Here is a 14660-nt window from a genome sequence, read left to right as displayed (position 1 = left end):
CCACCCCCCAGGCCATCCGTTCGACAGGGGGACACAGTCATACCGGGCCCGGAGGCCGGCGGTCCCGTTGCAGGACCGCGAAAAAGATAACGGGGCGGCTGGGTCGGTCTGCACGCCGCGTCAGCCAGCGAGCGCGCGACTGGGGCTGGTACGAGGGCCTGGTCGGCGCCGTCTTCGACCGGCACCCGGCCGTGCAGACCGGCCGGATCAAGGTCCTCGACCACGCGCACCCCTCCACGAAGGGCCTTCCGGACCTCTGGGAGCGTACGAAGGAGTGGTACGACTGGCGCACCGATCCGACCTCCAAGGTCCACACCCTCGCGCAGATCAAGCCCGCGCCACTTACGGTCGACTTCTCCAGCGCCGGTTCCGGACTGCCCGACGGCCGGCCGGTCCCGTACGCCTGGGACTTCGACGGGAACGGCACCACCGACTCGACGGACGCGCACCCCTCGTACACCTATCGCACGAAGGGACTGGTCACCGCGCGGCTCACGGTCACCGGACCCGGCGGTCTCACGGCGCAGACCGTGCAGGACATCACCGTCGGCAACACCCGCCCGGAGGTGGCCATCAAACAGCCCCCGAACGGCGGGGGGTTCAGCTTCGGCGACACCATCCCCTTCACCGTCGGGGTCAAGGACAAGGAGGACGGGAAGGATGGGCCGATCGACTGTTCACGGGTGGTCGTGCAGTCGCAGCTCGGCCATGACACCCATCTGCATCCGCTCGACAACTACACCGGCTGCACAGGGGAAATCGTCACGGATGCCGGGGACAGCCACGGTCCGGGGCAGAACCTGTACTACGGAATCACCGCTCAGTACGAGGACAAGGGCGCCCCCGGCGCACCCGCGCTGACCGGTTCCACCTCGCTCGCCCTGCGTACCGCATTCCGCGAGGCCGAGCACTTCACGGCGACCGGCGGTACGCACGGCGGTGCGGTGATCGGGAGCAGGGCCGACGCCTCCGGCGGGAAACGGCTGACCGAGATCGAGGACGGCGACTGGATCAGCTTCGATCCGGTGAACCTGAAGAACATCGACTCGGTGACCGTCGGTGCGGCCTCCGGCGGGATCGGCGGGAGTGTCGAATTCCGGTCCGGTTCGCCGACAGGTCCCCTGCTCGGACGGGTGACCGTCCCCCACACCGGTGACTGGGGCAAGGTCGTCTCACCGACGACGGCACTGACGGATCCCGGCGACAGCGCGACGCTGTACGCGGTGTTCAGCAACCCGGAGTGGAGCAGCGACAAGGCCGACCTGTTCGCTGTCGACTGGCTGCACTTCAACGGCCCCGGTGTCGAGAAGCGACCGGGGACGAACGTCACGGTGAAGGCGGCTCCGACGACGGGTGCCGCCCCGCTCCCCGTGACGCTGAGCAGCGCGGTCCAACCGGTGGCCGGGCGCACGGTCTCCTCGTACCACTGGGACTTCGGCGACAACACCTAGGCGACGGGCACGGAGGGTGCGACGGCCACGCACATCTACGACCGCAAGGGTGCGTACACCGCGCATCTGACGGTCACCGACGACAAGGGCGACACCACCACCGGTTCCGTACGCACCGACGTGAGTCGAGAGGGGAGAACCGCATGGACCGCACATGACGCACCTTTCTGAGCACGGCTGTGGGTGTTGCCGCAGCCACAGCGCTCGGCACCACCCCCGCGTCCGCCGTCGAGGCCGGGCGACGCAGGCGCATCCCGCCGTCGGGAATCGGCATGCACCTGTACACCATGCGTACACCATTGGCGACGGACTTCCGGGGCCCCCTGGAGCGGCTGGCGGAGATCGGCTACGCCACGGTCGGGGTGAGCGGCCGGCACGGCCACGGCGCGGCCGACATCCGGCGGATGCTCGACGAGGCCCGGCTGCGGGCCGTCCTCGAACATGTCGCCTACGACATCGTGAAGGGGGCCGGACTCCCCCAGGCCCTGGAGGACATCCACACCCTGGGCGGCAAATGGATCGTCGTCCCCAGCCTGCCGGGTTCGCTGCACAGTCCGGCCGGATACCGTGAAGTGGCCAGGGAGTTCAACCGGGCGGGGCTCGCCGCGCGCGAATCCGGGCTGAAGCTGCTCTACCACAATCACGGGACGGACCATCAGGTGGTCGACGGCGTCAGCCTGTACGACGTCCTGCTCACCGAGACCGACCCGGACCTGGTCGGTTTCGAGCTGGATCTGTACTGGGCAGCCGACGGGGGCGCCTCGGCGCCCGGGGAACTCTTCGTACGCCACCCTCGGCGCTTCCCGGCGCTCCATGTGAAGGACATGGCACCCAACGGGGACTTCGCCGACGTCGGTTCGGGGGTGCTGGACTTTCCGGCGATGTTCGACACGGCGCGGCAAAGCGGTGTGAAGCAGTGGCTGGTGGAGCACGACGCGCCGACTGATCCGTTCGCCTCGGCGCTCGCGAGCTACACCTGCCTGTCCCGGTTGCGGTACTGAGCGGACCGGACCGACACATGGAGCGGCGGCGCCGGACCGCGCGCGACGTGGTCCGGGGCCGCTCCGGTCTCAGCGGGAGGCCGGCAGTCCCCGGTACCGGTCGGGCGTCGAATCCAGCGTGTGGGCAAGGAGGTCGGGGACATGACGGTACGCCTTCGCGATGGCCGGGGAGTCGACGGTCTGCGCCTTCGTGTGCTGGCAGCACATCTCGGCGTACTCCGCCATGAAGACCTCGTCGAGCAGAGCGGCCGTTCCGTCCGCCACCGCCCCGGACGGGCCCGGTCCTTGGGCCCGTCCGGCTGCCGATGACACCGTCAGTCGTGCGCGGAAGCCGCACCCAGCAGGTCGCGGATGTGGGCAGCCGCGTCCCGGAACTCCGGGCGGCCCAGCGTCTCGCCGTACTCCCGTTCCGCGTCCAGCCCCACCTCGATGATCTCGGAGATCGTGCCGGGGCGCGGGCTCATCACCACCACGCGGTCGGCCAGATAGACGGCCTCCGAGATGGAGTGGGTGACCAGCAGGACGGTGGTGCGGGTCTGACGCCAGATGCGGTTCAGCTCCATGTTCATCTGCTCGCGGGTGAGCGCGTCCAGCGCGCCGAACGGCTCGTCCATCAAGAGCACCGGGGGTTCGTGCAGCAGCGCGCGGCACAACGCCACACGCTGCTGCATTCCACCCGACAGCTCATGCGGATACGCGTCCTCGAAACCGGCCAGGCCCGTCATCCGGATCAGCTCGTCGGTCCGGCCGCGCGCCTGCGCCGGAGGCATCTTCCGGATCTCGGCCTGGAGCAGGATGTTGCGGCGCGCCGAGCGCCACTCCAGGAGGGCGGCGCGCTGGAACACGTAACCGATGTCGTGCCGCACCCCGTCGACCTGCTCGCCGCCGAGCCGGACCTCCCCCGAGGACGGCTTCAGCAGTCCGGCGACCAGCTTGAGCAGGGTCGACTTGCCGCATCCGGACGGTCCGACGATCGCGACGAACTCACCGGGCGCCACATCGAGCGAGACCTCGCGCAACGCGGTGACATCGCGCTTCCTGCTGCGGAACCGGACCGCCACATCGGACAGTCCGACCGCCACCGCGGCAGGAACCGATGCCTTGGTCCGCGTCGTGTACTGCTTCGGCATCGTCATCCCTTCAGCGCCGTCTTCTCGTCCCAGTACTCCGCGACGGCCTTCGGCTTGCTGACCATGCCGGCCTCGGCGAAGACGTCGATGGTCTGCTGCCAGTCGGCCTCGTTGTTCACTCCGGGCGCCTTCCCCTCGGTGGACGGGGTGTGCAGCAGTGTGAGCGTCGTCTTGAACTGCTCGGCCAGGACCGTGGCCGGCGGCAGTTGCTCCGAGGCCCCGTCCATCGCCGAGACCGCGGGCCCGGGGGCCTTCTCGGCGGCCGCCCACGACTCGCTGACCGCCTGCACCATGCGTTCGGCGAGATCGGACTTCGTGGTGAGGATCTTCTGTCCGGCGAGCAGACCGTTGGAGTAGAAGTTCAGGCCGTTCTCGGAGAAGCGCAGATACGAGACCTTCTTCTTGGCCTTCTCCTGCATGGTGGGGCCCTGGTCGCTGGCATAGCCGAGGAGCCCGTCGGTCTTCCCGGAGATCACCGCGGCGATCTTGCCCGCCGGATCGGTGTTCTGGACCTTGACGTCCGACGCGTCGAGGTCGTTCTTCTTCAGGAAGATCGGGAAGGTCTTGGAGAGCGCGTCACCGGCGGTCCCCGCAATGGTCTTTCCCTTGAGGTCCGCAGGCGACCCGATGCCCTCGGCGTCGAAGGACTGCACCGACGCCGGGGTGGTCTGGAGGAAGACCCCGAGGCTCTTGACCTGGACGCCCTGGTCGACACCCGCGAGCAGTGCCGGGGTGTCGGCCCAGCCGAAGTCGGTCTGACCGGCGGCGGTCGCCTGCACCGTCTTCTGCGAGCCCTGGCCCGCCTGGATGCTCAGATCGATGCCGTGCTTCTCGAAGATCTTCTGCTGCTTGCCGTAGTAGAACGGCGCGTGTTCGCCGTACGGATACCAGTTGAGCGTCAGCGTGACCTTGTCCAGCTTCTTGCCCGAGTCGCTCGTGGTGGTCGACGCGTCGTTGCCGCCGCAGGCCGTGGCCACCAGGACGAGGGGTACGACACCGATCAGGAGTCTGCGCGCATGCATGAGCTGGCCCTTCTCGCGACGAAGTCGGTAGGACGGAGTCAGTACGTGGTGGTGGCGGAGGTGTCCCGGCGGCTGGCGTGCCACGGGAGCAGCAGCACTTCGGCGATCTCCACGGCGACGAAGAGCACGACGCCGATGAGTGACATCACGAGCAGTCCGGCGAAGAGCATCGGGGTGTCGAGGTTGCCGTTGGCCTGGAGGATCACATAGCCCAGGCCCTCGTTGGCGCCGACGAACTCGCCGACGACCGCACCGGTGACCGCCAGGGTGACCGCGACCTTGAGCCCGGAGAAGAGATGCGGGAGCGAGGCCGGGAAGCGGATCTTGAGGAAGGTCTGCCAGGGCCTGGCGCCCATCGTCGCCGACAGCTGGAGCATCTCCGGGTCGACCGCCTTGAGGCCGGTCACCATGGAGATCACGACGGGGAAGAAGGCGATGAGCACGGCGATGAGGATCTTCGGTTCGATGCCGAAGCCGAGCCAGACGACGAACAGCGGCGCGATCGCGATCTTCGGTACGACCTGGGCGAACAGCAGAATGGGATAGAGCGTGCGCTCGACGGTCGAGGAGTACACCATGACGACCGCCGCCAGTACACCGACGGCCACGGCGATCAGGAAGCCGAGCAGCGTTTCGTATGTGGTCACCCAGGTGTGCTGCCAGAGATAACCGGCCTTGCCGGTGAGGACATCGAGGGTCGCCCCGGGTGACGGTACGAGATACGGCTTCACCAGCTCCGCCGCCGAGATCACCCACCAGATGGCGAAACAGGCCAGCAGCAGGGCGACGGGCCGCCAGCTCTGCTCGGCCGCCCGCGCGAACCGCGCCCCCGCCGAGGGACCGGCCCGTCGGACAACTCCTTCCGCTTCAGGGGGACTTTTGGTCAACGCGCTCTGGCTCACTATGAACTCCCGCCGCTTCGGGTGCAGTTGTGGAGAGCTGTGCGATCCTGCGATGACGAGAAGGCGCTTTCAGAAAGCGCTTTCTGATAAGGTTTTCGCCACGCTAATGACTGCCTGCACGCACGGTCAATAGGTCGTCGACAAGTTTCGTGGCCTTCCACCACCGCGCCCTTGGGGGTCGAGTTGAGTGAACGGGGAACAGCGCATCGCCCGGAGCCGCGCGGCGGCCTTCCCGCAGCGACGCACGTGACGCTCGATGCCGTGGCCCGGGAGGCAGGTGTCTCCTCCGCCACCGCTTCGCGCGCTCTCAACGGCACGACCCGGGTCCGGGACGACCTGCGCGAACGGGTACGGGCGGCTGCGGACAGGCTCGGCTACATACCCAACGCGCACGCGCAGGCCCTCGCCGGTTCGGCCAACAACCGTACGGTGGGCCTCATCTGCCATGACGTCAGTGATCCGTACTTCGCCGCCGTGTCGAGTGGTGTGATGCGGGCCGCGGCCGAGCAGGACCTGCTGGTGATGCTGGCCTCCACCTTCCGGGAACCCGCCCGGGAGATCGCCTATGTCTCGATGCTGCGGGCCCAGCGCGCCCGCGCGATCCTGCTCATCGGCTCCGGGTTCCAGGACCGGGCGTGGGAGCGCGCCCTGGATGCCGAACTGGAGCCGTACGTACGGGGCGGCGGCCGGGTGGCCGTCGTCAGCCGGCACCGCAGCCTGCGCGTGGACACCGTGCAGCCGGAGAACCGGGCGGGGGCGGCCGCGCTCGCCCGGAGACTGGTCTCGCTCGGGCACCGGAGATTCGCGGTGCTCACCGGTCCGCCTGCGCTGACCACGGTCTCGGACCGGTTGACCGGCTTCCGGGAAGGCCTCGCGGAGGCGGGGATCGGGCTCGACCGGGTCGTGGAGGGCGCGTTCACCCGTGATGGCGGGTACGCGGCGGCCCGCGCACTGCTGGTCGGCGACGGGCCGCGGCCGACCTGTGTGTTCGCGGTCACCGATGTGATGGCGGTCGGTGCGCTCGCCGCGCTGCGGGAAGTGGGGCTGCGGGTACCGGAGGATGTCTCGCTCGCCGGCTTCGACGACATTCCGCTGGTGCGGGAGCTGTCACCGGCACTCACCACGGTGGCGCTGCCACTGACCGCGATGGGCGAGGACGTGATCGCGCTGGCGCTGCGGGAGCAGTCCGCGCGACGGCGGGCCCGGGTGGTACGGGTCGCGGGAGAGGTGGTGGTGCGGGAGAGCACGGGAACGCCGCCGGTCGGGTGACCGGCGGCGCCCGGGTGCCTGAGGGCTGTCCCGCAATCCGTGGTGGATCAGCGCGCGGCGTCGGATGCGGTGCATCGCAAGGCGAAGGAACATCCGCATTCTGGATGTATGCGGATGTTCCGGCAACGCGACGAGGTGCCGTGGCTGTCGTCGCGCGCCCGCCAGGAATTACGGGCGGCCCTTGGGTGTCCGTCGTGGTGTCCGGCGACGGAGAGCCGACCGTTACGGGTGGACGAGCACCTGGGAGAGTGCCACGCGGCCCGTGCCGGAGGTCACGATCCGAACCGTGCGGGTCCGGCTGTCCAGATTCAGCACGGTCGGGCGCAGTGCCTTCCCGCTGACCTGGACGTTCCCGTCGTCCGTGACGACATCGAAGTCCGCTGTCGTGGATGAGGAGTTGTTCCAGATCTCGATCTGCCGGATGTGTCGTTCACGGCCCAGGTCGACCTGCCACCAGGCGCCCGCCTCCGACAGCGTGCGGGTGTCCGTGTTGGTGTCGGCGTCCAGGGCGAGCGCCGCCCCGGCGGTGCCCTCGGTGGAGGACTGGGTCGCGGTGCCGGTTCGGGCCAGGTCGGTCCTCAGCTGCTCGACCGTGCCGCCGTCGACACCCGCTCGCGCGGCGACGGCGAGGGCTTCGGCCGGGAGTCGGTCCAGACCGGTCAGGTTGTCCGTCATGACCGATCCCTCGCCGCCGAGAGCCGGCGCGGCCGTGTCGGTCCAGTTGCCCCGCGCGGTGTTCTGGATGCCGTAGTCCGCCCAGTTGGAGACCCACTTGTAGCCGATGCGGGTGATGACGTTCCGCTCGACGACGATGTGCGAGGACTGTTCGTCGAGGTAGATGCCGTTGCCGTCGCGCTCGGTGTTGCCGAAGGCGGAACGGTTGATGTAATTACCGGAGACGACCGTGCCCGGCTGGGCACCCTGGGTGTAGATCGCGCCGCCGTCGTGCTGTGCCTGTGCGACCTCCATGACGTCGGTGATCCGGTTGTCGGTCACCTTGTTGTCGCGCAGTACGGACTTCTGGGCCTCGGGCTGGTTCCAGCCCCAGCCGACCGAGATCCCGGAGTACGGGAGGTGGTCCAGGCTGTTGTGGTCGACGGTCAGCTGGGCCTCGTAACCGGCCCAGATCCCCACCGAGTCGGTGTACTCGACGCCGGTGCGGCTGATGGTGTTGTACGCGACGGTGTTCCGCTCCCCCGCGAGCGCCGCCCCGGGCATCGGCTCGGTGTCGCCCACGTACACCGCGCCGGAGGACAGGTCGGTGAAGGACGAGTGGGTCAGTGAGCTGTCCTTGGTGCCCGCTTCGAGGATCGCGCCCGCGCCGCCGAGACGGCTGAACCGGGCGTCGTCGATGCTGACGCGCCGGCCGCCGCGGACGGTGAGCGCGGCGGCCGGCTTGGTGTAGAAACGGCCCGCGTGGTCGACGGGGCCGGTGGCTCCGGTCAGGGTGAGACCGGCCTGCATGCCCGCGTAGCCCTCGTCGGTGTCCGGCTGGCGGTACGCCGCGTAGGCGAATCCGATTCCGCTGACGGTGAGGTCGTGGGCACCGTCGACGACGAGCAGCTGCTCGGTGTGCGGGGTGACGGCCTGCGCGCTGCGCATGTTCTCGCCCTTGCGCGGCAGGTATGTCACGGTGCGGTCCTGCGAGTTCCACACGAACTCGCCCGGTTCGTCGAGGAGTTCCGGGGCGTTCTCGAAGTAGGCGACGCCGCTGTAGCGGGTGGAGTCGACCGCGGTGGAGTCCCAGGCCGGTCCGGTGCGGTTGGTGCCGCTCGCCGAATTCGTCCAGCACGGCTGGGCGAAGGTCATGACATCGCCGCTGACGTCCGTGATCCGGCAGTGGTAGTTGCGCCAGCGGACCCGGATGACGGCCTCGGCGTCGGTGGGGTGCCGCCACCCCGCGATGCCGGTGGCGGTCGCGCCGGTCATGCCGGTCCCGGTGGCGTCACAGGTGCTCGCCGCGCAGGCCGCGCCCCGGGCGCGGGTCGCGCGCCGGCCGTCGATGAAGAGCTGGCGGGGAGTGACGCCCGCCGGGACGTCGGCGGTCCAGGTGCCGTCGGCGTTCTGCCGCCAGCCGGTGATGTCCTGTCCGCCGGAGAGGACAGGGCGGGCACCCGGCGCCGCGGTCCAGGTGACGGTGTGTCCGTCCTTCCCGGAGTCGGCGACGCCGAGCTTCAGGGGGGCGTCGCGCTTGTACGTACCGTTCTTCAGGAGCACGCGGACATCGCGCCCGGTCTCGGTCCGGGCCTCGTCCCGGGCGCCTTCGGGGGTGCAGGGGCGGGCGGCCGTACAGGAGCTGCCGTGTCCGTCCGGGGCCGCGTAGAGAGTGCGGACCCCGGGTGCGGCCAGGGCGGCCGGGGCGGAGAGGAGTGCGGCCAGGACGGCAGCGGTGGCGGCAGCGGCGGTTGTCCGTACGACGTTCAGAGGGCGGCGGTTCACGCGGAGGCCTTCCAGTCGGGGTGGCCGGGCATGGGCGGGTTCACGGCTCCGAAGAGCCAGTCGCGCAGGAACGGGTCGAGGGAGGATTCGCCGGTGACGTCGACGGTGTGCCGGATGAAGGCTTCGCTGGTGCAGGTGGAGTCCTTGAAGCGCTTCACCCACTCCCGCATGACCTTGTCGAACTTCCGCTGCCCGATCCTGAGGGCGAGGGCGTACAGGACGAGAGCGCCGCCGTCGTAGATGTTGGTGCCGCCGAGCGCCTTGGGCAGTCCGGGCGGGCCGTCGGCGGCGCGGACCGCGTCGAGCTTCTCGTACGTCGCCTTCATCTTGTCCTCGAAGACCGACCAGCCGTGCTCCTCGCCGTACAGACCGGCGTAGTACACGGCGGGGCCCTCGTTGAGCCAGGCCTGCTGCCAGTCGTTCGGGGTGACGGAGTCGCCGAACCACTGGTGGACCAGTTCGTGGACCATGGTGGTCTCGTAGCCCGGCTGACCGTTGGCGTTGAACTTGAACCAGTTGGTGGAGAACAGGGAAAGGGTCTGGTTCTCCAGGGCGTCGGTGTAGCCGTCGTAGATGTGGACGCCGTAGACGGAGAACGGGTAGCGGCCGAACCTCGCCTCCAGCCAGGCCAGATGGTCCGCGGTACGGGCCACGGCCGGACCGTACTTCTCCTCCTGCCCCTGCGGGACGATGTGCCGCAGCGGCAGGCCTCGGTGGCTGGTGCCGTACAGATAGGTGCCCTTGACGACGGCGATGCCGATGAGTTCGGTCGCCATGCGCTCGCGCAGGGCGAAGTGCCAGACGGTGGAGCCGTCGGCCCGCGGGGTCTTGTGGAGCAACTCGCCGTTGGCGGTGGCGACATAACCCTGCGGTGCGCTGATGTGGAAGGTCCACGTCGCCTTGTCGGACGGGGTGTCGTTGCAGGGCAGGAAGGTGTCGGCCCGGGAGGACTGGGCGGCGGAGGCGAAGCCGCCGTCAGAGCCGAACTTCCAGCCGGACAGACCGAGTCGGGGTGCTTTGCCGTTGCCCCGGTAGTGCACCTCGACGGCGAAGGCCTGCCCGTCGTGGAGCGGGCGGGCGGGGGTGACGGTGAGCTCCTGACCGCTCTGGCCGGGCGACAGCACCCAGGTCGCGGGGCGGCCGGCGACGGTGACGGAGTCGATGGTGTGACCGTCGGTGTCCAGGTTGAACGCGGAGAGATCCTGGGTGGCCTTGGCGTTGATCTTCACGGTCGCGGTGAAGTCGTAGGTCACCGGAGTGAAGTCGAAGGTCAGGTCGTAGTGCACGACCTGGTAGCCACCGTTGCCCAGGGTCGGGAAGAGCGGGTCTCCGACGCCGTCGGAGCCCGGCTTCGGGTCGAAACCGTGCGATCGCGCGGAGGCGGGCGAGCCGAGGGCCGGTACGGCGACGGCTGCGGCCACCGCCGCGCCGCCGAGTCCGAGGGCCGAGCGTCGCGTCGTCACTTCTTCCCCTTCTGGAAGGCGTCCTCGAACTCACCGCGGGCCTGCTCGCCGCCCTTGGCCAGGTAGTCCTTGACGAGCTGGTCGTAGGCGGACATGGGCTTGCGGCCGGCGATGATGTCCTTCAGCGCGTCCTGCTTCAGCGTGTAGAGGCTGCCGGAGCCCTTGGAGTCCCAGGTGGGCGAGGAGTACCGGAGCGTCGGGTCCTGCTCCATGATCGGGATCATCCTGGTGAAGGCGTCGTGGACGTGGCGGACGCCTTGCTCCGAGTCCGCGCTGAAGATGGCGGGGACGGCCGAGGCCATGAACTTCCAGGGCACGGTGACATCCTGGGTGCCCTGCTTGGTGAGGGCCGGGTTGCCCTTGGCGTCACGGGTGAAGTCCTTGCCCTCGACGCCGTAGTTGATGAGTGTGTACTCCTCGCTCCCGAACGGCGAAGCGGCGAAGTCGGCCAGCGCGAGGACCTGCTTCACCCGGTCTCCGGACGCCTTCTTGATGTGCGTGTTCTGGAGCTCGATGTTGTCCATCCACGCGATGGCGTCCTTGCCGAACGGGACGAACGGGCGGGGGTCGTACTTCTTGTCGATCGCCTCCATGGCGGCGATGTACCCGACACCAGGCGCCAGGTAGGTGGGCATGCCGTCGTAGACGTAGGCGCCCTTGCCGTTCTTGAACATGTCCGTGTACTGGGCCTTCTGCGCCCCGGACATCTGGAGGGTGCCCGGGTAGAAACAGCCGGCCTTGTACAGCTCACGCGCGGTCTCCACGGCCTGGCGGTACTCCGGGGTCTCCAGGTCGGTGGTGAACTTGCCGGTCTTCTCGTCCAGTCGCCAGAAGTAGGGCGCGCCCGCCGACATGGCCAGTACGTTGGTGACACCCGCGATGATCGCGTACTGGTCCTTCTTGGGCCGGGTCAGTTCCTTGCAGAGCTCGACGAACCTGTCGAGGCCGGTGATCTGGTCCAGGCTCGTGACGCCGGCCTCTTCGAACAGGTCGTGGCGGTAGAAGCCGGCGCCGCCGGTGCCGGTACGGGCGATCGGGATGCCGTACAGCTTTCCGCCGAAGATGGCGGCCTGCCAGGCGCCCTTCGGGATCGCGGCCAGGTTCGGGTAGTCCTTGACCTTGTCCCCGGCGAGATACGGGGTCAGATCCGCGCACTTCGCCTGGAGGAAGGCGGCCTTGTTGTCGACGCCTCCGATCTCGGGGTACATGAAGAGGTCGGGCAGGCTGTCGCTGGCGAGCATGGTGGAGAACTTGGTGCCGTAGTCGTCGGCGGGGACGGCGGTGATGTTCACCTGGGCGCCGAGGAGCTTCTCGATCTCCTGCCAGGCGACGTTCTTGCCGCGCGCGGGCGGCGGCGGGGAGAAGGTCTCCATCGTCGCGCTGATCGGCTCGGCGCCCTTGAGCGGCGTGCCCTTCGTGGCCCGCAACGGCTTGGCCGGGTAGCTGAAGAAACCTTGCGGAACGCCGGCGGCGGTGCCCGCGAGGTCGGGCTTCAGACCGATGTTGCGGACCGCGGTGTTGGGCAGCAGCGAGGCGCTCTTGGCCTCCGCCTTCGCGGTCGTGCCGCCGTCGCCGCAGGCGGCGAGCAGCGGGGCGGCGGCCAGTGAGAGGCCGACGCCCGCACCCATGCGGAACAGTGCTCTGCGGTTGATGGGGGTGGAGCTCGACACCTGAATCTCCTTGGGAGAGGGGACAGAAGGAGTGGGGGGCGGTGGCTGCGCTCAGCCCTTGACGGCGCCGGTGAGGACGCCCTTGGTGAAGTAGCGCTGGAGGAACGGGTAGACGCAGAGGATCGGTACGACGGCGATCACCAGGACAGCCATCTGTACGGCCTGCTGCGGGGCGAGGACCTCGCCGGCCGAGGCGGCGTTCAGGCTCTGGCCCTGCAGGACGTAGGTGCGCAGCACCATCGGCAGCGGCCATTTGTCGGAGTCGTTGAGGTACAGGAGCGCGTTGAAGAAGGCGTTCCAGTACGTCACCGCGTAGAAGAGGCTGATGACGGCGAGGACGGCCTTGGACAGCGGCAGGACGATCCGCACCAGGATGCGGAAGTCCCCGGCGCCGTCGACCTTCGCGGCGTCGTACAGCTCCTCCGGCAGGTTCATGAAGAAGGACCGCAGGACGACCAGGTTGAAGGCGCTCACCAGGGTGGGCATGACGAGGGCCGCGTAGGTGTCGTACAGGCCGAGGCCCTTGACCAGCAGGAAGTTCGGGATGATGCCCGCGTTGAAGAGCATCGTGAACAGGGCCGTCATCAGGATGAAGCGGGAGCCCGTGACGTCGCGGCGGGACAGTCCGTACGCCATGCCCACGGTGACGAGCAGGCTCGCGAGGGTGCCGAGGACGGTGATGCCGACGGAGACGATCAGCGCGCGGGTGACGACTCCGCCGGTGAAGATGGTGCGGTAGGCGTCCAGGGTGGGGTGGTCCGGCCACAGGACGAGACCGGAGCTCTTGATGATGTCGGTCTGCGAGGCGAAGCTCGTGCCGATGACGCCGACCAGCGGGTAGGCGACGGCGAGGACGACCACGACGACGGCGACCGCCTTGGCGATCTGCCCGATGCGGGTGGGCCGTTCCATCCACGGCGGTCGGCCGTCGGACGCGCGAACGGTGGCGGGCCGGGGCGTCGGTGCGGTGGATTTCGTCGTGGCGCGCGTCTTCTCAGCGGTCAGCACCGCGGTACACCCCTTCGTGGCCGAGTCGGTGGGCGAATTTGTTGGCGCCCAGGACGAGTGCGGTGCCGATGACCGCCTTGACGAGTCCGACGGCGGCGGCGACGCCCCAGTCGTTGTCCTTGATTCCGTGGTAGTAGACGTAGGTGTCCAGGACCTCACCGGCGTCCGGGCCGACCGCGTCGCGCTGGAGCAGGATCTGCTCGAAGCCGACGGACAGGATCTGTCCCAGGTTGAGGATCAGCAGCAGGATGAGTACGGGGGCGATGCCGGGCAGGGTCACGTGCCACAGGCGGCGCCGCGGCCCCGCGCCGTCGATCGCGGCCGCCTCGTACTGCTGTTTGTCGATGTTCAGCAGCGCGGCGAGGACGATGATCGTGCCCCAGCCGGCGTCCTTCCAGGCCACCTGGAGGGTCAGCAGCCACGGGAAGGCGTCGGGGTCGCTCATCATGTCGTAGCGCGGCAGCCCCAGTCCGCCGAGTACGTCGGGCAGGAGTCCGGCGCCACCCAGGATCTGCTGGAAGATCGAGACGATGATGACCCAGCCGATGAAGTGCGGCAGGTAGACGACGCTCTGCACGAAGCGCCTGACACGGTCGCTGGCGATGCTGTTGAGCAGCAGGGCCAGGGCGATCGGGATCGGGAAGAAGAACACCAGCTGGACGAGGGCGATCTCCAGGGTGTTGAACGTCGCGGACCAGAAGGCCGGCTCACCGAACGCCGCGGAGAAGTTGGCGAACCCCACCCAGACGCTGTGCATGTACCCGAGGTACGGCTGATAGTCCTGGAACGCGACCACGTAGCCGAGCAGCGGCACGTAGTGGAAGACGACGAAGTACAGCAGGCCGGGCAGGGTGAGCAGCAGCATCACCCGATCCCGCTTGATCCGCTGCCAGAGCGTCAGCCGGTGCTGTGCGACGACGGCCTGGGCAGCGGGCGGGGAGGAAGTTTCGGCCTTCTGTCGCCGTTTCTCCCGCGGCAACGGGGGTGCTGTTTCAGCCATGGTGCGTCCTGTTCGGCTGGGTGGCGCATGGTGAGCCTTCTGGGGCCGCAAGTTAGTAAGCGGTTAACCCAAGCGTCAAGAGATCCGGCCGAAAGTCGTCGAGACGCGATGACCCAGTCGGTGATTCCCACCCAGCGGATCAGCAAAAATACTTCTGAACTGGACAGTTGGGATGGCCGCGAGCTTGACGGTCGACCATCGCGCTCCTTAGCGTGCCGGTCATCCCATAGAACGCGATTACTATCCGGAGGCAGGGTGCGAACCACCGAAGAGGCACCGGCTCATTCCGGTGGCGATGCCGCGGC

Annotated in this window: 11 protein-coding genes and 1 pseudogene; 3 read left to right on the top strand and 9 right to left on the bottom strand. The window is 68.6% G+C overall.

The window, feature by feature from the left end:
- Positions 1-191: 191 nt before the first annotated feature.
- Both ACIOHC_RS36925 and ACIOHC_RS36920 read left to right on the top strand, forming a co-directional pair.
- Positions 192-1622: pseudogene (locus tag ACIOHC_RS36925) on the top strand (PKD domain-containing protein).
- Between the two features lie 101 nt (positions 1623-1723).
- Entirely contained in the window at positions 1724-2452 is a 729-nt protein-coding gene (locus ACIOHC_RS36920; protein WP_351082606.1) for a TIM barrel protein, read from the top strand.
- Between the two features lie 69 nt (positions 2453-2521).
- On the opposite strand, the gene ACIOHC_RS36915 is transcribed toward ACIOHC_RS36920, so the two are convergent.
- The 4 genes from ACIOHC_RS36915 to ACIOHC_RS36900 are packed head-to-tail and all read right to left on the bottom strand — an operon-like array spanning position 2522 to position 5506.
- Entirely contained in the window at positions 2522-2716 is a 195-nt protein-coding gene (locus ACIOHC_RS36915; protein ID WP_351082608.1) for a hypothetical protein, read from the bottom strand.
- Between the two features lie 50 nt (positions 2717-2766).
- Entirely contained in the window at positions 2767-3588 is an 822-nt protein-coding gene (locus tag ACIOHC_RS36910) for an ABC transporter ATP-binding protein (RefSeq protein ID WP_365690681.1), read from the bottom strand.
- Positions 3585-4604, bottom strand: a complete 1020-nt coding sequence (locus ACIOHC_RS36905) for an ABC transporter substrate-binding protein (RefSeq protein ID WP_401845950.1) — start codon at positions 4602-4604, stop codon at positions 3585-3587. The genes ACIOHC_RS36910 and ACIOHC_RS36905 overlap by 4 nt, the downstream gene beginning before the upstream one ends.
- Before the next feature lie 38 nt (positions 4605-4642).
- The gene (locus tag ACIOHC_RS36900) at positions 4643-5506 is read right to left on the bottom strand and encodes an ABC transporter permease (protein ID WP_351082613.1); all 864 of its coding nucleotides are present in this window, start codon (positions 5504-5506) and stop codon (positions 4643-4645) included.
- A gap of 246 nt (positions 5507-5752) precedes the next feature.
- On the opposite strand from ACIOHC_RS36900, the gene ACIOHC_RS36895 reads away from it, so the two are divergent.
- Positions 5753-6775: a LacI family DNA-binding transcriptional regulator gene (locus ACIOHC_RS36895; protein ID WP_351082615.1), complete on the top strand. Its 1023-nt coding sequence runs from the start codon at positions 5753-5755 to the stop codon at positions 6773-6775.
- A 222-nt stretch (positions 6776-6997) separates the two neighbouring features.
- Here the strand turns inward: ACIOHC_RS36895 and ACIOHC_RS36890 are convergent, their stop codons facing one another.
- The 5 genes from ACIOHC_RS36890 to ACIOHC_RS36870 form a co-directional block, all read right to left on the bottom strand.
- Positions 6998-9214 carry a right-handed parallel beta-helix repeat-containing protein gene (locus ACIOHC_RS36890; RefSeq protein WP_401845947.1) on the bottom strand — a complete coding sequence of 739 codons (2217 nt, stop codon included), beginning with the start codon at positions 9212-9214 and terminating at the stop codon, positions 6998-7000.
- Positions 9211-10677 (bottom strand): M1 family metallopeptidase, encoded by a 1467-nt coding sequence (locus tag ACIOHC_RS36885; RefSeq protein ID WP_401845945.1) that lies wholly within the window; start codon positions 10675-10677, stop codon positions 9211-9213. The genes ACIOHC_RS36890 and ACIOHC_RS36885 overlap by 4 nt, the downstream gene beginning before the upstream one ends.
- The gene (locus ACIOHC_RS36880) at positions 10674-12347 is read right to left on the bottom strand and encodes an extracellular solute-binding protein (RefSeq protein ID WP_401845942.1); all 1674 of its coding nucleotides are present in this window, start codon (positions 12345-12347) and stop codon (positions 10674-10676) included. The genes ACIOHC_RS36885 and ACIOHC_RS36880 overlap by 4 nt, the downstream gene beginning before the upstream one ends.
- Before the next feature lie 51 nt (positions 12348-12398).
- On the bottom strand, positions 12399-13259 hold the full coding sequence (locus tag ACIOHC_RS36875) for a carbohydrate ABC transporter permease (RefSeq protein ID WP_351079888.1): 861 nt from the start codon (positions 13257-13259) through the stop codon (positions 12399-12401).
- An 82-nt stretch (positions 13260-13341) separates the two neighbouring features.
- The gene (locus tag ACIOHC_RS36870) at positions 13342-14355 is read right to left on the bottom strand and encodes an ABC transporter permease subunit (protein WP_365690686.1); all 1014 of its coding nucleotides are present in this window, start codon (positions 14353-14355) and stop codon (positions 13342-13344) included.
- Positions 14356-14660: the final 305 nt, after the last annotated feature.

The sequence above is a fragment of the Streptomyces sp. NPDC088252 genome (genome assembly GCF_044740965.1).
Classification (GTDB): domain Bacteria; phylum Actinomycetota; class Actinomycetes; order Streptomycetales; family Streptomycetaceae; genus Streptomyces.
Note: the sequence above shows the minus strand (reverse complement) of the source record. Positions and strands in the feature narration are given on the sequence as shown.

What these genes read in the sequence shown, in the direction of transcription:
- ACIOHC_RS36920 (WP_351082606.1), top strand. Translation starts at nt 1,724, where the DNA reads ATGCACCTGTACACCATGCGTACACCATTGGCGACGGACTTCCGGGGC.
- ACIOHC_RS36910 (WP_365690681.1), bottom strand. Translation starts at nt 3,588, where the DNA reads ATGACGATGCCGAAGCAGTACACGACGCGGACCAAGGCATCGGTTCCT.
- ACIOHC_RS36875 (WP_351079888.1), bottom strand. Translation starts at nt 13,259, where the DNA reads ATGGAACGGCCCACCCGCATCGGGCAGATCGCCAAGGCGGTCGCCGTC.
- ACIOHC_RS36870 (WP_365690686.1), bottom strand. Translation starts at nt 14,355, where the DNA reads ATGGCTGAAACAGCACCCCCGTTGCCGCGGGAGAAACGGCGACAGAAG.
- ACIOHC_RS36905 (WP_401845950.1), bottom strand. Translation starts at nt 4,604, where the DNA reads ATGCATGCGCGCAGACTCCTGATCGGTGTCGTACCCCTCGTCCTGGTG.